This window comes from Bradyrhizobium sp. JR4.3 (assembly GCF_040547695.1).
Taxonomy (GTDB): Bacteria; Pseudomonadota; Alphaproteobacteria; order Rhizobiales; family Xanthobacteraceae; genus Bradyrhizobium; species Bradyrhizobium canariense.
This window is the reverse complement of record NZ_JBEPQF010000001.1, coordinates 600,719-623,243: the sequence shown is the minus strand read 5'-3', so window position 1 is coordinate 623,243 and position 22,525 is coordinate 600,719. Positions and strand designations below refer to the sequence as shown.

At 64.7% G+C, this 22,525-nt stretch carries 24 protein-coding genes; 8 read left to right on the top strand and 16 right to left on the bottom strand.

What is annotated here, in order from left to right; translation table 11 throughout:
• From ABIB91_RS03290 to ABIB91_RS03245, 10 genes are all read right to left on the bottom strand, one after another.
• A partial coding sequence (locus ABIB91_RS03290; protein ID WP_354158324.1) for a helix-turn-helix domain-containing protein occupies positions 1–308 on the bottom strand: 308 nt, incomplete at its 3' end.
• A gap of 228 nt (positions 309–536) precedes the next feature.
• Entirely contained in the window at positions 537–803 is a 267-nt protein-coding gene (locus ABIB91_RS03285) for a hypothetical protein (RefSeq protein ID WP_007603354.1), read from the bottom strand.
• A gap of 1,705 nt (positions 804–2,508) precedes the next feature.
• Positions 2,509–3,993 carry an Asp-tRNA(Asn)/Glu-tRNA(Gln) amidotransferase subunit GatB gene (gene gatB / locus ABIB91_RS03280; RefSeq protein ID WP_354158326.1) on the bottom strand — a complete coding sequence of 495 codons (1,485 nt, stop codon included), beginning with the start codon at positions 3,991–3,993 and terminating at the stop codon, positions 2,509–2,511.
• Positions 3,990–4,886 (bottom strand): class I SAM-dependent methyltransferase, encoded by an 897-nt coding sequence (locus ABIB91_RS03275; RefSeq protein WP_354158328.1) that lies wholly within the window; start codon positions 4,884–4,886, stop codon positions 3,990–3,992. Before ABIB91_RS03275 ends, gatB begins: the two co-directional genes overlap by 4 nt.
• Positions 4,883–5,188 (bottom strand): hypothetical protein, encoded by a 306-nt coding sequence (locus ABIB91_RS03270; RefSeq protein ID WP_354158330.1) that lies wholly within the window; start codon positions 5,186–5,188, stop codon positions 4,883–4,885. The genes ABIB91_RS03275 and ABIB91_RS03270 overlap by 4 nt, the downstream gene beginning before the upstream one ends.
• Positions 5,179–6,654 (bottom strand): Asp-tRNA(Asn)/Glu-tRNA(Gln) amidotransferase subunit GatA, encoded by a 1,476-nt coding sequence (gene gatA, locus ABIB91_RS03265; RefSeq protein ID WP_354158332.1) that lies wholly within the window; start codon positions 6,652–6,654, stop codon positions 5,179–5,181. Before gatA ends, ABIB91_RS03270 begins: the two co-directional genes overlap by 10 nt.
• The gene (locus ABIB91_RS03260) at positions 6,651–6,863 is read right to left on the bottom strand and encodes a hypothetical protein (RefSeq protein ID WP_007603337.1); all 213 of its coding nucleotides are present in this window, start codon (positions 6,861–6,863) and stop codon (positions 6,651–6,653) included. The genes gatA and ABIB91_RS03260 overlap by 4 nt, the downstream gene beginning before the upstream one ends.
• An 83-nt stretch (positions 6,864–6,946) precedes the next feature.
• Positions 6,947–7,234, bottom strand: coding sequence for an Asp-tRNA(Asn)/Glu-tRNA(Gln) amidotransferase subunit GatC (gene gatC / locus ABIB91_RS03255; RefSeq protein ID WP_354158335.1), 288 nt, complete (start codon positions 7,232–7,234; stop codon positions 6,947–6,949).
• A 78-nt stretch (positions 7,235–7,312) separates the two neighbouring features.
• Entirely contained in the window at positions 7,313–8,389 is a 1,077-nt protein-coding gene (locus ABIB91_RS03250; RefSeq protein ID WP_354158337.1) for an NAD(P)H-dependent flavin oxidoreductase, read from the bottom strand.
• 17 nt (positions 8,390–8,406) lie between these two features.
• A complete protein-coding gene (locus ABIB91_RS03245; RefSeq protein ID WP_354158339.1) occupies positions 8,407–9,381 on the bottom strand; it encodes an NAD(P)H-dependent flavin oxidoreductase in 975 nt (324 codons plus the stop codon).
• Between the two features lie 95 nt (positions 9,382–9,476).
• Here ABIB91_RS03245 and ABIB91_RS03240 point away from each other — a divergent pair, with 95 nt between their 5' ends.
• Complete coding sequence (locus ABIB91_RS03240; protein ID WP_354158341.1) at positions 9,477–10,367, top strand: LysR family transcriptional regulator; 891 nt, start codon at positions 9,477–9,479, stop codon at positions 10,365–10,367.
• Here ABIB91_RS03240 and ABIB91_RS03235 read toward each other — a convergent pair.
• Complete coding sequence (locus ABIB91_RS03235; protein ID WP_502916941.1) at positions 10,301–10,537, bottom strand: hypothetical protein; 237 nt, start codon at positions 10,535–10,537, stop codon at positions 10,301–10,303. The two genes, ABIB91_RS03240 and ABIB91_RS03235, sit on opposite strands and share 67 nt — an antisense overlap.
• A gap of 320 nt (positions 10,538–10,857) precedes the next feature.
• Between ABIB91_RS03235 and ABIB91_RS03230 the strand changes: the two genes are divergently transcribed.
• The 3 genes from ABIB91_RS03230 (at position 10,858) to ABIB91_RS03220 (ending at position 12,897) form a co-directional block, all read left to right on the top strand.
• Positions 10,858–11,412 carry a hypothetical protein gene (locus tag ABIB91_RS03230; protein ID WP_354158343.1) on the top strand — a complete coding sequence of 185 codons (555 nt, stop codon included), beginning with the start codon at positions 10,858–10,860 and terminating at the stop codon, positions 11,410–11,412.
• Between the two features lie 66 nt (positions 11,413–11,478).
• Positions 11,479–11,970 carry a Holliday junction resolvase RuvX gene (gene ruvX / locus ABIB91_RS03225; RefSeq protein WP_007603328.1) on the top strand — a complete coding sequence of 164 codons (492 nt, stop codon included), beginning with the start codon at positions 11,479–11,481 and terminating at the stop codon, positions 11,968–11,970.
• A gap of 3 nt (positions 11,971–11,973) precedes the next feature.
• Entirely contained in the window at positions 11,974–12,897 is a 924-nt protein-coding gene (locus ABIB91_RS03220; protein WP_354158345.1) for an AEC family transporter, read from the top strand.
• On the opposite strand, the gene ABIB91_RS03215 is transcribed toward ABIB91_RS03220, so the two are convergent.
• The 4 genes from ABIB91_RS03215 to ABIB91_RS03200 all read right to left on the bottom strand — a co-directional run bounded on the left by ABIB91_RS03215 (position 12,894) and on the right by ABIB91_RS03200 (position 16,484).
• Positions 12,894–13,655, bottom strand: coding sequence for a CPBP family intramembrane glutamic endopeptidase (locus ABIB91_RS03215; protein WP_354158347.1), 762 nt, complete (start codon positions 13,653–13,655; stop codon positions 12,894–12,896). The two genes, ABIB91_RS03220 and ABIB91_RS03215, sit on opposite strands and share 4 nt — an antisense overlap.
• Before the next feature lie 23 nt (positions 13,656–13,678).
• Entirely contained in the window at positions 13,679–15,322 is a 1,644-nt protein-coding gene (locus tag ABIB91_RS03210) for an acyl-CoA dehydrogenase family protein (protein WP_354158349.1), read from the bottom strand.
• A gap of 20 nt (positions 15,323–15,342) precedes the next feature.
• A complete protein-coding gene (locus tag ABIB91_RS03205; RefSeq protein WP_051058558.1) occupies positions 15,343–16,095 on the bottom strand; it encodes a M15 family metallopeptidase in 753 nt (250 codons plus the stop codon).
• 143 nt (positions 16,096–16,238) lie between these two features.
• On the bottom strand, positions 16,239–16,484 hold the full coding sequence (locus ABIB91_RS03200; protein WP_354158351.1) for a hypothetical protein: 246 nt from the start codon (positions 16,482–16,484) through the stop codon (positions 16,239–16,241).
• 504 nt (positions 16,485–16,988) lie between these two features.
• On the opposite strand from ABIB91_RS03200, the gene ABIB91_RS03195 reads away from it, so the two are divergent.
• From ABIB91_RS03195 to ABIB91_RS03180, 4 genes are all read left to right on the top strand, one after another.
• Positions 16,989–17,936, top strand: a complete 948-nt coding sequence (locus ABIB91_RS03195) for an aspartate carbamoyltransferase catalytic subunit (RefSeq protein WP_007603315.1) — start codon at positions 16,989–16,991, stop codon at positions 17,934–17,936.
• Positions 17,936–19,243, top strand: a complete 1,308-nt coding sequence (locus ABIB91_RS03190; RefSeq protein ID WP_007603314.1) for a dihydroorotase — start codon at positions 17,936–17,938, stop codon at positions 19,241–19,243. Before ABIB91_RS03195 ends, ABIB91_RS03190 begins: the two co-directional genes overlap by 1 nt.
• Positions 19,244–19,275: 32 nt before the next feature.
• A complete protein-coding gene (plsY, locus tag ABIB91_RS03185) occupies positions 19,276–19,872 on the top strand; it encodes a glycerol-3-phosphate 1-O-acyltransferase PlsY (RefSeq protein ID WP_007603313.1) in 597 nt (198 codons plus the stop codon).
• Between the two features lie 146 nt (positions 19,873–20,018).
• On the top strand, positions 20,019–21,227 hold the full coding sequence (locus ABIB91_RS03180; RefSeq protein WP_354158354.1) for a patatin-like phospholipase family protein: 1,209 nt from the start codon (positions 20,019–20,021) through the stop codon (positions 21,225–21,227).
• Here the strand turns inward: ABIB91_RS03180 and ABIB91_RS03175 are convergent.
• Entirely contained in the window at positions 21,224–22,468 is a 1,245-nt protein-coding gene (locus tag ABIB91_RS03175; protein WP_354158356.1) for an amidase, read from the bottom strand. The genes ABIB91_RS03180 and ABIB91_RS03175 overlap by 4 nt on opposite strands.
• Positions 22,469–22,525: the final 57 nt, after the last annotated feature.

Sequence of the window (22,525 nt, the reverse complement as noted above, 5' to 3'; positions counted from 1 at the left end):
ACATCGCCATCGAGCCGGCGCACCAGCAACTCGCGGATCTTGCGCGCACCCCAATGCGGCTTCTCGGCCTTGAACTGGACAATCAGGGTCTCGATCTGGGCCGGCAATTGGTTGGCGTAGCGAACCGGCCGTCGGGAGCGGTCGTTCAGCGCCTCGAGCCCGTGTTCCTTGTAACGATCGAAAATCTTGTAGCCGGTCTTGCGGGAGATGCCGAACTCCCGGCACACATCCGTCATGGCTTCCCCGTCCAACAGCCGGGCGACAAAGCGAAGGCGCTCTTCCATTACCGAACTCGCTTTCCACGGCATCTACACCTCCCGCAGAACAAAAGCGGAAAGTGTAACCCATGTGTCCGGTACGAACTGTCACCTATGTCTCGGGTCGCTCAGGCAGAATCCGAGATCTGTGCGTTCCTTCACCTGACACGCGACGGTGGCCTCATGCCGCCCCGAATCCGGTTGGCGGAGCACGAGGGAACCTGATTCAGCGAAAATCAGCTTTCACCTGCGAAACGACGGCCAGGACGTGATCTCCACTCAGTGGGCGGAAACCCATGCCCTCGCCTCGCGCTGGGCGGCCGAGATATCGGCGTCCGACATCTGCCCGGCGACTTCCTGGCGCAGCGTCACGGCGTCCTTGCGGCCCTTGAGCGCGGCGAGGTTGAACCATTTGTGCGCGGCGACGAGATCGACGAGACCGGAGCGTCCGCTCGCCCAATAGAGGCCGCGCTCGAACAGCACGTCCGACAGCGCGTCTGCGTCGATCGGCGTCGCGGTCTCCAGATCGAAAGTACCCTGAAACATAACGCATCCCCTTTTTTTGTGCCGTCCCGTCCCCCGAGCGCGGCTCCCGTCCAATCAACTGTTCAACTCATCCCCGAGGCTTCTTGCCCGTGCCGTTTGCCGGCTTGTTGGAGGTAATGATGGCGGGCAAATTTGAATGGCAGTTTAAACATCGCGATGAAGCAGACGTAAACGCGTCCGCCCCAGGGGCGTGCGACAAATGCAAGAAGTCCCAGTTTTGCAGGCACTTCTGCAATTCGTCAGATTCGGTTTACCTTGGGATTTTGGGAGAACGATAACCATTGCACACGGTGACGTCGGTTCTGCGGCGTCCCCGCCCGCTGTCGTCACCAGTATTCCAGAGACAGCAATGGTCCCACGGGAAGCTGCGGCGTCCTGGATCGCCCGATCGGAGCCGGGCGATGACGCCGCGAATGGACCAGCGGCGCGCGAACAGCGAGCAATTGCGCCGCAGCCTCCCTGCTCGAGCAGGGCGCGCATATGAAGAAACATATGGCTGGAAGCTCGACTGCGGCCATCCTTCGAGACGCCCGCCTGCGGCGGACCCTCAGGATGAGGGATGAGGATGCGGCAGCAGCAACGCAGATGGGTGCAGCTGAGCCTCATCCTGAGGAGGCCGCGAAGCGGTCGTCTCGAAGGACGAGGCGCTCGCTCAGGCGCCGCTGAGACCTCATATGCGAACCCGCCTGGTCAAGGGCAGAACGGCCACGCCGCGGTCAGATCAACAATGTCGGGATATGGGAATGCCGGCAATACCCCGGCCTCATGAGAACGAGGGCGTCGGCGAACACGTCAGGACCAGCTTCCACGTTGGCCCGAAGGCCACTTGTGAAATTGCGGAGCCCCTTACGGAGAACCGCACGAACGAAGAAAACTTGTTTCTTCTGCCGGACCGGCCTTTGGCGAGCGAACCCGCGAAAGAGAACGATCCGACCGTTGACCTGATGTCTCGCCGACACCCTCTATCGTCGACCAGAACCTTTTGAGAGGCGCTGATGACGTGCCGGCTCTCTAGGAGCCGGCAACTTCAAAAAGCGAAGTTACTTCTTCTTGGCGACCTTGCGGGTCTTCTTCGCAGTCTTCTTCACTGCGCTCTTCGCCTTCTTCGCCTTCTTTGCCTTCTTAGCTTTCTTGGCCATGTTGCCCTCCGATGTGTGAGATGGCTTAATCGCTGCATGCAGTCGGGGATCGAGTGCACACTCATCCCGAATACACCAACACAACGAAAAAAACAGCGTCTCGCTTAAAGAAGTGTTGACGACGCAACGCGCCTGCGCTTGGCGAACGCGATGCAAGCGGTCTGCATGACGTGTGCTTGCGATCGCGGAGAGTGCCCGCAGCATCGACCTTTGCGAGAGATGCGATTGCAGAAAAACGCTATGCAGAAAGTATTTTTTTGCGCGCGCGCATCGCGCGCGATCGTTGCAATGATGCATCCTGCCGATCGCGCGAGCGCCTCGCGAAGGCGTTTCGCGGACTCTGAGTCGCGACTTTTGGCAACGAAAATATTTTCATGATTAACGGCGCGAACGCTCGTCAGAGCGCGTGCAAGTCGCCGTTTTGCGCGAATCGCGTGACGGCGATTCGGTCGGCGTATCGCGTTCGATCGGGATGAAGTTCGTCGCAGAGGATGCGCGCGAGCGTCGCATCGCGAACCGAAGCGAGGTGACGACGCCTGTCCGTCACCTCGTTCGAACGCGCGAGGTCAGATGCCGAGCTTGGACTTGAGCAGCTCGTTGACGCTCTGCGGGTTGGCCTTGCCGCCGGATGCCTTCATCACCTGGCCGACGAACCAGCCGAGTGACTGCGGCTTGTCCTTGACCTGCGCCGCCTTGTCGGGATTGGCCGCGATGATGTCGTCGACAACCTTTTCGATCGCCGAAAGATCCGTGACCTGCTTCATGCCGCGGCTTTCAACCAGCGCGCGGGGATCGCCGCCCTCCTGCCAGACGATCTCGAACAGATCCTTGGCGATCTTGCCGGAGATCGTGCCCTCGCCGATCAGGTCGATGATCCCTGAGAGCTGTGCGGCATCGACCGGAGAGTCCGTAATATCCCGGCCTTCCTTGTTGAGACGACCGAACAACTCGTTGATCACCCAGTTCGCGGCGACCTTGCCATCGCGCGCGCGGTTGGCGAGCTTCTCCAGCACGGTCTCGTAGAACACCGCGCTCTCGCGCTCGGCGACCAGCACGCTGGCGTCGTAGGCCGACAGGCCGAGATCCGCGACGAAGCGCGTCTTCTTCTGGTCTGGCAGCTCGGGCAGCTCAGCCTTCAGCTCGTCGACGAAGCTTTGCGAAAATTCCAGCGGCAGCAGGTCGGGATCGGGGAAGTAGCGATAGTCGTGCGCCTCTTCCTTGGACCGCATCGACCGCGTCTCGCCCTTGTTGGGGTCGTAGAGCCGGGTCTCCTGGTCGATCGCGCCGCCGTCCTCGAGGATTTCGATCTGGCGCTTGGCCTCGTATTCGATCGCCTGGCCGATGAAGGTGATCGAGTTCATGTTCTTGATCTCGCAGCGGGTGCCGAGCGGCGCGCCCGGCTTGCGCACGGAGACGTTGACGTCGGCGCGCAAGGATCCCTTCTCCATGTCGCCGTCGCAGGTGCCGAGATAGCGCAGGATCGAGCGCAGCTTGGTCACATAGGCCTTGGCCTGCTCGGCGTCGCGGATGTCGGGCTTCGAGACGATCTCCATCAGCGCCACGCCGCAGCGGTTGAGATCGACATAGGACATGGTCGGCGACTGATCGTGCAGCAATTTGCCGGCGTCCTGCTCCAGATGCAGCCGCTCGATGCCGATCGTGGCGGTCTTGCCTCCGTCCAGTTCGACCACGACCTCGCCTTCGCCGACGATCGGCGACTTGTACTGGCTGATCTGGTAGCCCTGCGGCGAGTCTGGATAGAAATAGTTCTTGCGGTCGAACACCGAGCGCAGATTGATCTGCGCGTTCAGCCCGAGTCCGGTCCGGACAGCCTGCCTGACGCATTCCTCGTTGATGACGGGCAGCATACCCGGCATCGCCGCGTCGACCAGCGACACATGCGAGTTCGGTTCGCCGCCGAACGCGGTGGAGGCGCCGGAGAACAGCTTCGCGTTCGACGTCACCTGAGCGTGGACCTCCAGGCCGATGACCATCTCCCAGTCACCGGTTGAGCCCTTGAGAAGCTTGTGGGGTGCGGCAGGTGCGTTCATGGCTTGACTGGTTCCTTTACTGGTCCCTTGACCGCTCGCGCTTCACCGGCTTCGAGGAGCCCGTTGAGCGACCGAAGCACATCGGCCGGCTGGCGCAACGCGATCTCGCGGCGGCCCATCACCTCGATCTCTCCGAACAGCGCGTCGACCTCCGGCGAGGAGGCGAACACGAAGCCGTCGAACGACGTGCTCTGCTCCTCGAAATCGCTGGAGATCTCAACGCGGTAGCCGTGCGCCTTGAGACGATCGACGACCTCGTCATGGAGGGCCTGCGAATGGGTTGCGATGAAGAGATAATCGACGCGGCGCTTGGCGAGCACGCTCTCCGCGCCTTGCAGCATCTCGACCTCGAAGGGCTGGATATCGGCATGCAAGATGTCGAGATGCTTAATCTTCCTGTCCCTGAAGAAGGCGTCGACCTCGAATTTGCCCTTGCCGACGAAGGCCTTCACGAATTCGGCCCGCAGTCCGTTGCGCGCGAAATTATCCTGACCGGTCTTCAGGCAAGCGGGATCCGGCTCGACCAGGATGACCTCTGCCTTGGGCCGCGCCTTCTTGAGCCACATCGAATAGTGGCCCCAATAGGCGCCGAGCTCGATCATCGAGGGCGCCTCGCCCAGCCGCTTCAGCAATTCCTGGAAGACATATTCTTCCAGCGGCTCGTGGACGCCGCGATTGATGATGAGCACACTGCTGAAGGGGCCGTAATAGGCTCCGGGCCCGATGCCCGGAACCTTCAGGCCGTTATGCAGATAGACCTGGTCGCCTTCGACGAGGCCTGCCATCGGGACGCGCTCGATCAGGAGGTTGAGCGGATCGGAAACGATCTCGCGAAAACGGCCGAATAAATCCTCCGGCTTCGCTTTCGGACCCGTGAAACCAGGCTCGCTCATGCGGATGCACTCCCACCCAGCGTATCGGCGATGCGCTGCCATTCTGCTTCAAGCGAATCCGTGGCCACGGGCTGGCCAGCCTGGCGGTACCAATAGCCGGCATTGCCGAGGTCGCCCTCGACCCGGTGCAGATAGGCGTGCACCCAGGCGGCCTCGCGGCTGCTCTCGTCCTGGACGATCTTGTGCGCCTGGTCCCAGTCGCCTTTGGCGGCCCACCACAGTGCGGCGAGCGGAGCGCTGAGATCCGGCAGCGGCGCGACGCCGTCGAGGCTGGCGATATACGCCGCCATGTTCACCACCATTTCGCCGGCGTGAAGCGGCCGGCGGCCTGCTCGATCACCTCGCCGAGCGAGAACAGCGTCTCCTCGTCGAAGGGACGGCCGATCAGCTGCAGGCCGAGCGGCAGGCCCTGCGCGTCCTTGCCGGCGGGCACGGCGATGCCCGGCAGGCCCGCCATGTTCACGGTCACCGTGAAGATGTCGTTGAGGTACATCTCGACCGGGTCCGCGCCGCCCTTCTCGCCGATGCCGAAAGCCGCCGATGGCGTCGCCGGCGTCAGGATCGCGTCGACGCCCTTGGCGAAGCAATCCTCAAAGTCCTTCTTGATCAGCGTGCGCACCTTCTGGGCGCGCAAATAGTAAGCGTCGTAATAGCCGGCCGAGAGCACATAGGTGCCGATCATGACGCGGCGCTTCACCTCGGCGCCAAAACCATCTGCGCGGGTGTTCTCGTAGAGCTCGTTGATGTTCCGGCCCTGCTCGCGCAGGCCGTAACGCACGCCGTCGTAGCGCGCGAGGTTGGAGGACGCCTCCGCCGGCGCCACGATGTAATAAGCCGGCAACGCGTATTTGGTGTGTGGCAGCGACACTTCGACGAGTTCGGCGCCTGCCGCTTTCAGCCAGGCCGCGCCCGCCTCCCAAAGCTTTTCGATCTCGGCCGGCATGCCGTCGAGCCGGTATTCCTTGGGAATGCCGATCTTCATGCCCTTCACGGACTTGCCGATCGCGGCCTCGTAGTCCGGCACAGCCATGTCGACCGAGGTCGTGTCCTTCGGATCGTGGCCGGCCATCGAGCGCAGCAGCATCGCGGCATCCCGCGTGCTGCGCGCGATCGGACCGGCCTGGTCGAGCGAGGAGGCAAAGGCGACGATGCCCCAGCGCGAGCAGCGGCCATAGGTCGGCTTGATGCCGACCGTTGCGGTGAACGCCGCCGGCTGGCGGATCGAACCGCCGGTGTCGGTCGCGGTGGCGCCCATGCAGAGCAACGCGGCCACGGCGGAGGCCGAGCCGCCAGACGAGCCGCCCGGCACCAGCGTCGCGTTGCTTCCGTCGCGCCGCCAGGGATTGCCGACCGGGCCGAAGCACGAGGTCTCGTTCGACGAGCCCATCGCGAACTCGTCATTGTTGAGCTTGCCCAGCATCACCGCGCCGTCGCGCCACAGCTGCGAGGTGATGGTGGACTCGTAAGTCGGCACGAAATTGCCGAGGATTTTCGAGCACGCCGTGGTGCGCACGCCCTTGGTCGCGAACAGGTCCTTGATGCCGAGCGGAATGCCGGCGAGCGGCCCCGCATCGCCCTTCCCGATCCTGGCGTCCGCCTCGCGTGCCATGGTTCGCGCCTGGTCCGGCGTCTCCATGACGAAAGCATTGAGCACGCGCGCGGCTTCGATCGCGTTCAGATGCGCGTCGGTCAGCTCGAGGGACGTGAAAGTCTTGGCCGCGAGGCCCTTGCGGGCCTCGGCGAGCGTCAGCGATGTCAAATCGGTCATTTATTGATCGGGCTGCAGAAGAACGGAGACAGGGACTTGTCGTTGGCCGGGTCGTCTTTTTTGGCGGACGCTTTGGCCGCCGCCTCGATCTCGTCGAGCACGGCATTCACGGCGACATTGGGGTCGGCGGCCTTGCCCTGCCGCTCCATCTTGTCGAGATAGTTCATATAGGCCTGATAGGCCTTCTCGTCGTCGCAAAGCATGCACATCGGACCACGTCCTAAGACTCTTTAGTTTGACGCGTTTTCTTTACGCGAACCGGCTTCCACTTCGCTCGAAAACGCTATGCAAGTTACTCGACGACCTTCGGCACCAGAAAGAAGTGGCCTTCGGTCGCGGGCGCGTTGGCAACGATATCGTCGGCGACCTCGCCGTCATTGACCAAATCCTGCCGCTTCTTCATCTGCATCGGGGTGACCGAGGTCATGGGCTCCACACCCTCGACATTGACCTCCGAGAGCTGCTCGACAAAGGCGAGCATGGCGTTGAGCTCGCCCTGCAGATGCGGAACCTCGCCCTCGGAAACCGCAATGCGCGCCAGATGCGCGATGCGGCGGACAGTAGCGGCGTCGACGGACATTATATAAGGCCTCTCACGGCAAAAACCTATGTGCCGTATAGCAGAGGCCGCTTTTGCGCCGCAACCGGCGGCGGGGACCTATCCGGCGAGAGCTTTCATGCGAGCCAGGGCCGTTTTGGCGAGATCCCGGGTCAATTCGGCTGCCGGGACCTCGCGGCCGAGGGCGATCGCCTGTCCGGCCCAGAGATTGGTGAAATCTACCCTGCCCTGCTTTTCGGCAGCCGCCTTCAGCGGTCCGAGCGCGGTTGCGGCATGGGGAAATGGCGGCGCGTCCGGCGAAATCGGGCCGGCCTCGCGCATCAGGCGGTTCTGGACGCCACGCGCCGGCCGCCCCGTCATGACATTGGTGATAACGGTGGAATCATCCCGCCCCTCGGCGAGCGCCGCCCGTGCCGCTGCACTGACTTTGGATTCCGGACAGCGCAGATAGGCACTCCCGATCTGCACGCCGGCCGCGCCGAGCGCGAAGGCGGCTGCAATGCCGCGGCCATCCGCAACGCCGCCGGCCGCAATCACCGGGACCTTCACCGCGTCGACCACCTGCGGCACCAGCGCGAAGGTGCCGGGCTGTTCCGAGATCTTGTCGGTCAGGAACATGCCACGATGACCGCCGGCCTCCGCGCCTTGTGCGATCACCGCGTCAGCGCCGTGCTGCTCGAGCCAGATCGCTTCCCTCACCGTGGTCGCCGAGGAGATGACGAGACATCCTGCCGCTTTGACCCGCTTGAGCAGCGCGGCCTCCGGCAGGCCGAAGTGGAAGCTGACGATCTCGGGCTTCAGCTCCTCCACGACCTCGCAGAAGCCGGCGTCGAACGGCGCGCGGTTCGCGGCATTGATGGGTGCGGCAGGATCGAGGCCATGCTCATTGTAGTAGCCCGCGAGGCGCTGCTTCCAGCGCGCCTCCGCCTCGGCTGTGAGCTCGACCGGTGTGTGGCAGAAGAAATTCATGTTCACCGGCGCGGAGACGCGCTGGCGGATGATGTTGACCTGCTCGCGCGCCTTCTCGGGCGACAGCATCGCGCTCGGCAGCGAGCCGAGCCCCCCGCCTTGCGCAACGGCGATCACCAGCTCCGCGTCCATCACGCCGGCCATCGGCGCCAGCACGATCGGGAATTCGGTCTTGAAGAGATCGATCAGTCGACGGTTCGGCCACATGGTTGTTCTCTCGCAGTTTAGGCGGACACGCTGGAATTTCGCCGGCCGGTTAGCAGTTGCTCGGCCTCGGTCGCAATCCGTTCGACGATTTCGGCGGCGGACGGAATATCATGGATCAGGCCGACAGCCTCGCCGGCAAAGACCGCGGCGACCTCGAAATTGCCCGCGGCCTTTGCCGCGGCATATTCGACGGTCACCTCGGCGGCGCGCTGCATCAGCTCGATCTCGCGGCCCGTCCAGCGCCTGATATGATCGTTGACCAGCGTTCGCGCAGTGAACGGGGTCGGCCAGAACAGGCTGCGCGACCAGTCGACGATGACGCCGCGCACCGTGTCATTGGGATCAGCGTCGCGAATGCGCTGCTTGGCTTCCTCCGCGCCATTGGCCTCCACGCTGGCATAGAAGCGCGTGCCGATCAGCACGCCGGAGGCGCCCAGCATCATCATTGCGGCCAGCCCGCGACCATCGGCAATTCCGCCGGCGGCAACCACCGGCACCCGCCCGGCCGCGAGATCGACGATCGCAGGTACGATATCGACGGTGGTGCGCGATGCGCCGTGGCCGCCGGCTTCGGTACCCTGCGCGATCAGGATGTCCGCACCGGCGTCGAGCGCCTGCTTCGCCATGTCCTCGCTCTGCACCTGGCAGATCAAGCGCACCCCGCACGTCCTGATGCGCGCTGCAAATGGCGCGGGATCGCCGAATGACAGCATGATCGCTTGCGGATTGGCGTCGAGTGCGATGTCGAGAAGTCTTGGTTTTTTTGCGAGGCTCCAGGTGATGAAGCCGATACCGAACGAAGCAGAGCCGCTCAGTTGCCTGGTCTCGGCCTCGAGCCGCTCCTGATCGCCGTAGCCACCACCCAGGATCCCGAAGCCGCCGGCCTCGCTGACCGCCCGCGTCAGCCGGCTGCCGGCGATCGTGTCCATTGGAGCCAGCAGGATCGGATGTTTGATCCCCAGGAGCTGGGTCAGCGGCGTGATGATCGGCATGGCTCCTCCGCTCTCGACACGAACATTAGTCCAGAATACCATTCTCTAAAATTGAATTCTAACGAACGCTACCATCTCAAAAGAGAAACGATATTATGGAACTCAGCGACATCCAGACCTTCGCTGCCGTCGCCCGCACCGGCGGCATCACCCGCGCGGCCGAAGAGCTCAACACGGTGCAGTCGAACGTGACCCAGCGCGTGAAGGCGCTGGAGGCGGAGATCGGTACACCGCTGTTCGAACGCCATAGCCGCGGCATGACCCTGACCGGCGCGGGCAAAAGGCTGTTGCCTTACGCGCAACGGATGTCCGCACTCGCGCGCGAGGCCGTGCTCGCGGCCTGCGACGACGGCGAGCCCAAGGGACCGCTCGCGATTGGCTCGATGGAAACGACCGCGGCGGTGCGGCTGCCGCCGCTGCTGGCCGATTTTCATCGCCGCTTTCCCGCCGTCCGGCTGAGCCTGCGCACCGCGCCCACCGCCGACCTCGTCGCTTGCGTGCTCGAAGGCACGCTCGACGGCGCCTTCGTCGCAGGTCCGATCGCGCATGCCGATCTCACCGCGACAAGCGCGTTCCGCGAAGAGCTGGTGCTGGTCAGTGCGCGGCGCTGGGCCACGCTCGCCGAGTTGCGTGCCGGCACGCCGGAATCCGGCCCGACCGCGCTGACGTTCCGCACTGGCTGCACCTACCGGCAGCGGCTGGAGCAGATCTTTGTCGAGTTCGGCTGGCCGTCAGCCGCACGCTTCGAGCTCGGCACGCTCGACGGCATGATCGGCTGTGTCGCCGCCGACATGGGTGTGACGCTGCTGCCGCGCGCCGTGGTCGAACGCAGCGCGATCAATGGCAGCGTGTCGATGCACGCGCTGAGCCATTCGCACGCGCAAGTCGAGACGCTCTTCATCCAGCGTCGTGCCGGACATCAAACCAGCGCGCTGAACGGGTTTTCCGCCTGCCTGAAGCAGGACGATGACGTCATCGCGGCCTGAGACCCCAGCGCCGCAGTGGCCCAGATCGCCTCGATCAGCCCGAACGGCCAGGCCCCTTGCAGGAAGCCGTAAGCCGAACCGGGCACGCAGAACATGGCGAACAGCAGCACGAACCAGTGGCTGCGGTCTTCCAGGGCGTAAGTGACCAGCATCGCCGTCACGGCGAACATGCGATCCCGGCAGCCCCCGCAACTCGGTCTCCTCGACAATTCGTTCGACCCATAGTAGGGCAAGGCCATGGATTGGCGGCTTAAAGCACTTGCGTTCCGTGCGCTCGATCTCCCCGGCGGGGCTCAGGCGCACTACTTCTTGCAGCGCCACGTCACGCGGAACTGGCCTCGCCGAGATGCTACGCTTGATGCTCTTGCCGGAATCGCCCGGCGCGTTGTAGCGGACTACAGTGCCGTGAGCGATGCCCTTCCTGGATCGGTCTTGGAAATTCGGCGCCGGACGCGATCTGGCCGTTCCTATCGCCCTCAGGGCGCTTGGCGTGCGGAAGATCATCGCGTGCGACGTCGAGCGGCTGGCGAAGCTAGATCTGATCCGGCATGCAGGAAGCAGGCTCGGCGGCAAGTTCGAGACTTGGGATGACCTTGCGCGGTCGGGGATTGAGTATCGGGCCCCGTACTATGTGAACGACGACGGAACGAAAGTGGATTGCTCCTGCTCGAACGAGGTTCTGGAGCACGTGCCGGCAGACCAGCTTGTAACCCTTCTCAAGGGATTGCGCGCCGTCACCAATGGCCTCACGACGCATTCAATCGACTATAGCGACCATTATGCCAGGTCGGACAAGTCAGTTTCGAGACTGAACTTCCTCCGCTATTCGGATGAACAGTGGCGACCGTTCAACAGTGGCAAGCAGTACGTCAATCGGCTGCGCCACAGCGACTATTTGCGACTATTCCGCGAGGCAGGATTCCAGATACGGGAAGAGAGCTCGGTGATTGGTGAGCCGCCGCCGGGCTTAGAGGTTGCAGAGCAATTCAGGCGCTATGAGCCGCCCGATCTATTCGCAATTAAGGGGCGCATCGTCGCCGTCTGAGCCGCCTTTCGTGCGGCTTTTCCATGTTGTAGCACCGTAGCGCGACGCGTGATATGCGCTAGTCCCATGCCGGCTCTTATCCTGCCTCTCGTCGATGCTGCAACCCACTGGCCGGAACGCGGCGGCTTGGTCGGCCTTGATCTGGGTACCAAGACCATTGGCGTTGCCGTGTCCAATCCGGACCGCCGGTTGGCGACCGGCGTCGAGACCATCCAGCGCAAGGCGTTCAAGCAGGATGCCGCCCGGCTGCTCGCGATTGCCAGTGAACGCAAGGCCGTCGGCTTCGTGCTCGGCCTGCCCATCAACATGGACGGCAGCGAAGGCCCGCGCGCGCAATCGACCCGGGCGTTTGCCCGCAACCTCGCCGGCCTGACCGCGCTGCCGATCGGCCTCTGGGATGAGCGTCTATCGACTGCCGCGGTCGAGCGCGAATTGATCGGCATGGACGTCAGCCGCGCCAAGCGCGCCGAAGTGATCGACGAGCACGCCGCGATCTTCATCCTGCAAGGCGCGCTCGACCGCCTCGCCAATCTGCGCGCAGCCCCGGGGCCTGACTGATCCATGGCCGTCGTGATCGCGGCGCTCCTCCCCGTCTTTATCCTGATCGTGCTCGGCGTGGTGCTGAAGCGCACGCTGATGCGGCTCGATACGCAATGGAACGGGCTGGAGCGGCTGACCTATTTCGTGCTGTTTCCGATGCTGCTGATCCAGACGCTGGTGAAGGCCGACCTGTCGAAGGTGCCGGTGGCCGGCGTCGGCGGCGCGCTGCTGCTCTCGGCGCTCGCGATGTCGCTGCTCTGCCTCGCGCTCCGTCCGGCCCTGTCGCGGCTCGATATCGACGGCCCCGCCTTCACCTCGATCTTCCAGGGCGCGATCCGCTGGCAGACCTATGTGGCGCTGTCCGTCTCCGCCAATATGTTCGGCGAGGTCGGGCTGGCGCTCGCCTCCGTCGCGATGGTGGCGATCATTCCGCTGGTCAACGTCCTCAGCGTCGCGGTGCTCGCCCACTACGCCGCGCCGAAGAAGCAATCCGCGCGCACCGTTGTCATGACGGTTGTCCGCAATCCCCTGATCTGGGCCTGCGTGATCGGCCTCGTCATCAACGTCGTCCATCTGCCGCTGCCGAAGATCTGGCATGAGGTGGCAGACGCACTTGGCCGCTCCTCGCTCGCCATCGGCCTGCTCGTCACCGGCGCCGGCCTGCATCTTGAAGGCCTGCTGCGCCCCAGCACGGGCGCCGCTATCGGCGTGGTGTTCAAGCTGGTGCTGATGCCCGTGATCGCGCTGGTGCTCGCCGTCTGGTTCGGACTGTCCGGCGACAGTCTCGCGATCGTCGCGATCTGCGCCGCGGTGCCGACCTCGACCAGCGCCTATGTGCTGGCCCGCCAGATGGGCGGCGATGCCCCGCTGCTGGCGCAGATCATCACGCTGCAGACGATTTTGGCGGCGATCACGATGCCGATCGCGATCGCGCTGGTGGCCTAACTCCCCAACCACATCGTCAGCACCACCGCCGTCAGATTGTTCAGCGCATGCAGCACGATCGTGAGCCACAGTGAGTTGCTGCGATAGCGCATGTAGCCGAACCAGAGGCCGATGGAGAAGACCTCGGCGAGGAAGTACAGGTCGTATTGCAGGTGCACGACGGTCCACACCAGCGACGACAGGATGATGGCGCCGGGGACGCGCAGGAAGCTCGCCGACCAGCCGCGATAGAGAAAGCCGCGGGCGAGGACCTCTTCGGACATCGGCGCCGCGACGCTGAAGGCGAACAGCAGCATCGCGGCGGCGCCCTTGTCGCGGCCGGATTTCAACAGATCGGTCATGAAGCCCGGCGTCGCCTCGCGGCCGAGACTCCGCGACATCGTCTCCCAGGCCACCACGATCAGAATCAGCCCGACGGCGCCGAACAGGAGTTGCTTCCATGACGGCCAATACAACGCGAGATAGTCGACGAAGGACGCCTTCTTGATGCGGATGGCCAGCCACACGGCGGCCAGCGTCGCCGGCAGGCCCATCGTGACCGAAAACGCGAGCGACGCCGGCTCGCCACCGACGTGCTGCAGTGATGCGAGGTCGATAGGGTCGCGGGCGACCCAGACCAGATAGACGATGGCCCCGATCTGCCCGACGAACATGGCTGCGAAGATAGCGATGCCCCACAGCGCCGTGCCCCAGAATTTCCAGACCCGCGGCGCCGGCGTCTCGATGAGCGGAGGATGATCGGGATTGAGGGAGTCCATTAAAGCGCTTTCGTTTGAGAGGCTCACGGCAGCGCCCGCTCCAGCAGCGCGCGCACATCGCCGCTCTCGAGCTCGACCGCGCCGTACATGCTGGCGTGATTGGCGGCGAGGCGTGTGGCGGAGAACAGTTCGGCTTGGCGCGGCGACACGCCGTTGAGCGCGGCGGCGGCCGCAAGCAGCGCCAGCTTCTCGACCGCAAGGCGGGCAACGCGCTCGCCGTCCGCGCGCCGGAAGGTCTTGCCGATGAACGAGACGGCATCACCTGCCCCTGGCAGACCGTTCGTTTCGGCAGCAAGCGCTTGCAGCACCGCCATCGCCGCCTCCGGCTCGCGCAACAGCGCGCGCAGCACGTCGAGGCACATCACGTTGCCCGAGCCCTCCCAGATGGCGTTGACGGGAGCCTCCCGGTAGTGGCGCGCCAGAATGCCGTCCTCGACATAGCCGTTGCCGCCGAGGCATTCCATGGCTTCGTAGAGGAACGGCGGCGCGCTCTTGCAGGTCCAGTATTTGATCGCAGGCGTCAGCAGCCGCATGTAGGCGGCCTCCGCCGGATCGTACGGCGTCCGATCGAAGGCGCGACAGAGCCGCATCACCACCGCCGTGCTCGCCTCCACATGCAGCGCCATGTCCGAGAGTACCGCTTGCATCAGCGGCTGATCGGCGAGACGTTTCTGGAACACGCTGCGGTGCCGGGCGTGATGCAACGCGTGGGCGAGCCCCGAGCGCATCAAGCCGACCGAGGCGATCGCGCAATCCTGCCGCGTCAGTTGCACCATCTGGATGATGGTGCGGATGCCCTTGCCCTCGTCGCCGACGGCTTCCGCATAGGCACCGACGAACTCGACTTCGGACGACGCATTGGAGCGGTTGCCGAGCTTGTCCTTCAGCCGCTGGAACTGGATCGCGTTCACCGACCCATCCGGCGCGAAGCGCGGCATGAAGAAACAGGTCAGTCCCTGGTCTGCCTGGGCCAGCACCAGGAAGGCGTCGCACATCGGCGCCGACATGAACCATTTGTGGCCGGTGATGCGGTAGGCGCCTCCGTCGCGCACCGCGCGCGTCATGTTGGCGCGCACGTCGGTGCCGCCCTGCTTCTCGGTCATGCCCATGCCGAGCGTCATACCGCGCTTCTCCCACCACGGCGCAAAGCTGGGATCGTAGCTTTTCGTCGACAGCACCGGCATCACCCTGGCGAGCAGATCAGGCTGCATCGCCAGCGCTGCGACAGAGGCGCGCGTCATCGTGATCGGGCAGAGATGGCCGGTCTCGACCTGCGAGGCCATGTAGAATTTTGCCGCGCGGATGACCTCCGCGGCATCGCCCGCGGGTCTTCCATCCGCGGTCCACGTCGAATTGTGCACGCCGGCACGGTCGCTGTGGGCCATCAGTTCATGATAGGCCGGATGAAACTCGACCTGGTCGCGCCGATTGCCCTTGGCATCGAAGGTGCGCAGCTTCGGCGTGTTCTCGTTCGCGACGCGCCCCCGATCGGCCATCGCAGCCGAGCCCCAATGCTTGCCGAACTCCGAGAGCTCCCGTTCCGCGGCCGCACCGCCATTGGTCCTGACCGCCGCGACCAGCGGCTGGTCCGCGGCGAACAGATCGACGTCCTCGAACGGCGGTGACTGGTTGAAGACCTCGTGGGTCGCGAAGCTGGGCTGGGTCATCTCGTGTCCTCGGCGCGGAATCAGTTCCGCCGCGGCTGGATCGGGAAATCATAGGCCGCCCCTCCCGCCCCCGGCAGTGAAAAGTGCCACCACTCCTTCGCATAGTTCACAAAGCCTTGCCTCGCCATCGCAGCCACCAGCCGCTTGCGCCAGGCGCGCTGATCCGGACTGATCGTCGGCCCGGCGGTGTGCCCTTTCACGTCGGTGCAGTCATAGCCGGTGCCCATGTCGACGCTGCCCTCCGGCAGTCGCGCCTCGACCGGCGCCGTGCAATCAGCGTAGGCCTTTGACGGGTCGTATTTGCCTGAATTGTCCGCCTTGAGATCGACCAGCGTGAGATCGAGCGCCGCCCCCGTCGAATGCTGCGAGCGGCTTGCGATGTAGCCGAGGCGGAACAGCTCGGTCTTGGGAATTTTGGGATTGTAGCGCCGCTCGGCGGCCGTCTCGTGGCCGTTCTGCGACCACCTGACCATGTCGAGCGAGGCCCGCGCCGGCCGGTAGCAGTCGAACATCTTCAGGGAGAGATTTTGCGCCGCCAGTTCCTGCTGCACCGCTTTCAGCCGCAGGCCAACCTCCCGCTTCACCACGCATTCGCCCGCGCCGTAGCCGGCGAGCGGACGGCCGACGAAATTGTTCGAGGTGGCGTAGCGGATGTCCTGGATGATGCTGGGATCGATGTCGTGCAAATAGACGAAACCGCCCGGGAGCGATTGGGCGTGAACGTATGAGGTCGACAGAATTGCAACAAGCGCAGTCAGAATCGATTTGGCCAAAAGCGTTCGAACTCCCCCAGTCTCGGACGCGAGCACAAGAGCGAACTCGAAGTCACGTGGCTCGATCGCGCGAACGCTGGCGTCATTGAACCGATGAAACTTGACCAATTCGGCGAACCACGCTGCGTTTCGCTCGATCTGGCCTACGGCTGCGGCGAGAGATGCCTCGGTAGAGGTTCTGAAGCCTTTACCCGCATGCCTTTATCGGCTTTCTGGATCGCACGCTCCGCCTCGCCCAGGGCCGAGAGAATGTCCTCGTCAACGTGGGTTGAACCGACGATCTCCGGCTTGCGATCCACCCAGAGTTTCTTCGCCAGCCATCCCGTAAGCACGGCACCTACCGTGACCCCTACCGGGAAAAGCAAGGCGATCACTTGGTTGGTGGTCATCGGAGACCTCCCAGGAAAACGTGTCCAGCCAAGTGTACGGCGAAACCGAACACGACGCAAACCGCACCGATCCCAATCAATAGACCGTTGTCCGTGCCTGGCGGCAGAATGTTGAAGATGAACTGAGCCGCGGGCACGAAGGTTCCGGCCGTCATGATGGCTGCAGCCAATGTATTGAGCCAGTTGGCAAATGAGCTTGAGGTGTTCGTTGCGGATATCGTCGGACGTCATTGATTGCGTATCCAGCTCGCTTTTGGATTGCTGAACATATCCGAGAAAGCCAAAAGATGTAGGGCCTCAGGATCGAAATACAGGGCCATCCTGCTTGGGCCATAACTGCCTCGGCAGGTCACCGGCGTGCGATGGCACTCCGGATTTGCCGATTGCGCTGCTCTTGCTTCGCCTCGCCTTGGACTGACGACGAGGTACAGATCGGGGGATAACTCCCCGCCCCGGCATTGGCCCTTGCCCCCCCGGTCATCCCCGCCTATAGCTCTCGCTTTAATGACATCGAAATCGACCTTCGTCCTCGGTCACCGGCATTTGCTGGGCATCGAGGGCCTTTCCGCGGCCGACATCACCGGCCTCCTCGACCTGTCCGAAGAATATGTCGAGCTCAACCGCCAGGTTGACAAGAAGCGCACCGTCCTGCGTGGACGGACGCAGGTAAACCTCTTCTTCGAGGCCTCCACCCGGACCCAATCCTCGTTCGAGCTCGCCGGCAAACGGCTGGGCGCCGACGTCATGAACATGTCGGTGTCCTCCTCGTCCATCAAAAAGGGCGAGACGCTGGTCGACACCGCCATGACGCTCAACGCCATGCACCCGGATATCCTGGTGGTGCGCCATCACGCCTCCGGCGCGGTGGAACTGCTGGCCCGCAAGGTCGACGGTTCCGTGATCAATGCCGGCGACGGCGCGCATGAGCATCCGACTCAAGCGCTGCTCGACGCGCTGACCATCCGCCGCAACAAGGGCCGGCTCGAGGGCCTCGTGGTCGCAATCTGCGGCGACGTGCTGCATTCGCGCGTCGCCCGCTCCAACATCATCCTGCTCAACGCGATGGGCGCCCGCGTCCGCGTCGTCGGCCCCTCCACGCTGCTGCCGCCCGGCATCGAGCGGATGGGCGTCGAGGTCGCGCGCGACATGCGCGAGGGGCTCAACGGCGCCGACATCGTCATGATGTTGCGGCTCCAGCGCGAGCGCATGAACGGCTCCTTCGTGCCGTCGACCTCCGAGTATTTCCATTATTTCGGGCTGGACCAGAAGAAGCTCGCCTACGCCAAGCCAGACGCCCTCGTCATGCATCCCGGCCCCATGAACCGCGGCGTCGAGATCGACACTGCGGTCGCTGACGGCGCGCAGTCCCTGATCCGCGAACAGGTGGAAATGGGCGTGGCCGTGCGCATGGCGGTGCTGGAAGCGCTCGCCCGCAACCTGCCGAACGCGTGATGCTCATGTTGACCGACCGCCGACCCATCCTGCTCGCCAATGCCCGCGTCGTCGACCCCTCCCGGGATTTCGATGGCCCCGGCGACGTCCTGATTGCCGACGGCATCATCCGCGAGACCCGCCGCGGCATTGGCGCTGCCGGCGTCCCCGAGGGCACCGATGTCGTCAACTGCGCCGGCAAGATCGTCGCACCCGGCCTGATCGACATGCGCGCCTTCGTCGGCGAGCCCGGCTTCAGCCATCGCGAGACCTTTGCCTCCGCGAGCCAGGCGGCTGCGACCGGCGGCATCACCACCATCATCTGCCAGCCTGATACCTTGCCGGTGATCGACAACTCGGCGACCGTCGACTTCGTGATGCGTCGCGCCCGTGACACCGCGATCGTCAACATCCAGCCGATGGCGGCGCTGACGAAGGGCATGCACGGCGAGGAGATGACCGAGTTCGGCCTCCTCAAGGCAGCCGGCGCGATCGCCTTCAGCGACTGCGACAAAAGCGTGATCAATGCGCAGGTGATGCGCCGCGCCTTGACCTACGCGCGCGATTTCGACGCGCTGATCGTGCACTACACCGAGGATCGCGATCTCGTCGGCGAAGGCGTGATGAACGAGGGCGAATTCGCCTCGAGGCTCGGCCTGATGGGCATCCCGAACGCGGCGGAGGCCGTGATGCTGGAGCGCGACATGCGCCTGGTCGCGCTGACAGGCGGCCGCTATCACGCGGCCTCGCTGACCTGCATCGAGTCGCTCGACGTGCTCAAGCGCGCCCGCGACGCCGGCCTCGCCGTGACCGCCTCGGCCTCGATCAACCACCTTGCGCTGAACGAGAACGACATCGGCCCTTACCGTTCGTTCCTGAAGCTGTCGCCGCCGCTGCGCACCGAGGACGACCGCCGCGCGCTGGTCGCCGCCGTCGCCTCCGGCCTCGTCGACGTCATCATGTCCGACCACAATCCGCAGGACGTCGAGGTCAAGCGCCTGCCCTTCGCGGAAGCAGCCCCCGGCGCCATCGGGCTCGAGACCATGCTCCCGGCGGGCCTGCGCCTCGTGCACAATGACGAGTTGGACCTCAAGACGCTGATCCGGGCGATGTCGACCCGGCCGGCCGAGATTTTGGGATTGCCTGGCGGAACCCTGCGCACAGGCAGCCCCGCCGACGTCATCGTGATCGACCCCGATGTGCCCTGGGTGGTCGATCCCGCCGATCTCAAATCGCCCTGCAAGAACACGCCTTTCGACGAGGCCCGCTTTACAGGCCGCGTGGTGCGCACCATTGTCGGCGGACGGACCGTGTACGAGCATGTCTGACGTGCGGAGCTGCAGCCAGGGAATTTGCAGACATGACGCTTGAATTGTTCCTGCCGGTGGCTTTCGTCATTGGCTACCTGCTCGGCTCGATTCCGTTCGGGTTGATCCTGACGAAACTCGGCGGCACACAGGATATCCGCTCGATCGGCTCCGGCAGCATCGGCGCCACCAACGTGCTGCGCACGGGGCGCAAGGGCCTTGCCGCCGCGACCCTGCTGTTCGATGCGCTCAAGGGCACCGTGGCGGTGGTAATCGCCGGCTACATCGCCGGTCCCAATGCCGCGATGCTGGCCGGGCTCGGTGCCTTCCTCGGCCATCTCTTCCCGGTCTGGCTCAAATTCCGCGGCGGCAAGGGTGTCGCCGTCTATATCGGCATCATGCTCGGGCTGTTCTGGCCGGCCGCACTGGTGTTCTGCCTGCTCTGGTTGGCGACCGCCTTTACCGCCCGCTATTCCTCGCTCTCGGCCCTGGTGGCCTCGTTCATCACCCCGCTGTTCCTGTTGTGGTTCGGCCAGCCCGCACTCGCCGCACTGGCGGCGGTGCTGACGCTGCTGCTGTTCTACGCTCATCGCGAGAACATCAAGCGGCTGCAATCGGGCAAGGAAAGCCGGATCGGCGAGAAGGCATAAGCCGGGAAACCACGGATACCGCGGCACCCCTTCTGCATTATATCGCAAATGGTGTTCGCAACTTGCAGCCGAATCACGGCTGTATGGACGAACGGGTTCCAGGCCTTGGCCCTGATCGTGGGCATGGCTCTACGCGGTTGCTCAGAATGAGCGAGAAGATTGTCAGCGCGCAAGAGGATGGCGATTTGCGAGGTGCTACCTGCACCGCGGCAAGCCGGCTGCTCTCGACGACGAATATCTGGTCTAGTGCGCCCTCGCCGGTTCCTGCTCCCAAGCCTGTGCCCGTTTCGCCACCGACGCCGCAGCCTGCTCGCATCGCGCAAGCTCCTCTGACTGTCGAGGCCGTGACCGCAGCGGCGCCAGTTGCGTCCGCGCGGCCCCGCGCCAACCCATGGCCGCCGCAAAAATTGTCGCTAGCGCTCCAGGGCGGCGGCACCTTCGCCGCTTTCACTTGGGGCGTGCTAGAGCGGCTGCTGGAAGAGCCACCGATCGCGATCGACACCATCAGCGGCGCCAGTGCCGGCGCGATCAACGCGCTGCTGCTCGCTTCCGGTTTCGCCGAGGGCGGCCGCGAAGGCGCGCGCGCGCGGCTGAACCGATTCTGGATCCGGCTGATGCACGAGGCCTCGTTCCGATCGCTGATGCTGATCGGCGGTTTCTCGCCGGCGGGAAGCTCGGTCGCGTTCGGCCCGACGCTACGCTCCGGCCAGTTCGATCCGTTCGATCTCGATCCGCTGCGGCAGGCGCTGTCGCGCGACATCAACTTTTCCGCCTTGCGCGACCCCAGCTGCCCTAAGCTTCTGATCGCGGCGACCCGGATCCGCGATGGGCAGCAGCAGATCTTCCGCAATGACGCCATCACGGCCGACGTCGCGCTGGCCTCGACCTGCCCACCCTTGGTTCATTGCGCGGTGGAGATCGACGGCGAGGCTTATTGGGACGGCGGCCTCGGCGGCAATCCGCCCCTGCTGCGGCTCGTGCAGGACACGACGAGCACCGAAATCCTGCTGGTCCAGGTCACGCCAGCGCGTGACAGCTACGTGCCGATCACGCTCGCCGCGATCGACCGCAGGCTGGACCAGATCGCGGCCAACGCCGCCCTCAATGCCGAGATCGCGGCGATGGAATGGGCGCAATCGCAGGCCGCATCGTCGCTGCGGCTCTCCAGGATCGCCGCGGAAGATTTCGTCGACGGCCTGGCGCAGCGCTCGTCCACCGATCTCGGCCGCGGTTTCATTCGCGCGCTTCACCGCAGCGGCCGCGAGGCCGCCGGGCGCTGGCTCAAGCAAGGTACCGACCACAGCGCAGCGCCGGCCGCATCCGGCCAGCGCATCGTTGCCCTCGAACCTACCTAGCCTGATCTCGCCAGCGCCTGCTCCAGGAACCACGCCGTCGCCAGCGCATGCGCGTCGTTGCCGAAGCGCGCGATCACCTGCACGCCGATCGGCAGGCCATTGGCCTTGAGCACCGGCACGTTGACGCAAGGGTTGCCCATCAGCGTCCAGAGCCGGTTGTAGCGGGGGTCGCCGGTGCTCGCGAGCTCCTTGGCCGGCGGCGTGCCCGGCGCCGAATAGGTCAGCAGCACGTCGAACCCCTCGAACAACTCGCCAAGCTCGCGGCGACCGCGGCGGCTGACCCGGCGTGCGTCGTCATAGTCCTTGGGTGTGAGACCGACCGTCGCATCGAGACTGGCGCGCAGCATCGGCGCGATCTCGTCGTGCCGTTCGGAAAATTCCCAGGCGAGCGCGCGATGCGCCTCGAAGTCCTGAATAATCGGATGGATGCGCCAGGCCTCCTGCACCGCTTCCGGCAGATCGATAGTCTGCACGCTGGCGCCGGCCCGCGTCGCCGCCTTGATCGCGGCTTGCAGCCCCTCCTCGGCGGCCGGCTCCACGTCGCCAGCGAACTCCTGCCTGATAACGCCGATGCGCGGCGCCTTCGCCGGGACGATGCCGGCGAATTCGGTGCGGCCGGTCATCGCCAGCAGTCCGCGCGCGAGATCTTCCGCGCGCGCGCCGAACAGGCCGACCGTGTCGAGCGCCCACGAATAGCATTTGACGCCGACCGTCGGCAGCATCCGGAACGACGGCTTGATCGCGGCGGTGCCGCAATAGGCCGCAGGCCGGATCACCGAGCCGCCGGTCTGGGTGCCCAGTGCCAGCGGGATCATGCCCGCACCGACGGCCGCGGCCGAGCCCGAGGACGAGCCGCCTGGCGTATGGCCGAGATTGTGCGGATTGAGCGTCGGGGTCGGATCGCGCGAGGCGAACGCCGTGGTCGTGGTCTTGCCGATGATTGTGGCGCCTGCCCGCTTCAGCATCATCACCACAGGCGCGTCCGCGCGCGGCTGCCAGCCGCGATACATCGATGATCCCATCTCGGTCGGAAAATCGGCGGTGTCGATGATGTCCTTGATCCCGACCGCGATGCCGCGCAGCGGCCCGGCGCCTTGCGCCTTCGCCAACTTGTCGTGACGGACGAACGCGTGGACCTCCTGCTCCCTGGCCTCGATGGCCGCATGCGATTGCGCGATGGCGGCCTCGGGCGAAAGCTCGCCCGCTTCGATGCGGCGCTGGACGTCGGCGAGTGAGATCATGGCAATACCCTTCTTATTGGGATCGCTTTTAGCATCGGGGCAAGGCCGCGCAAGCGT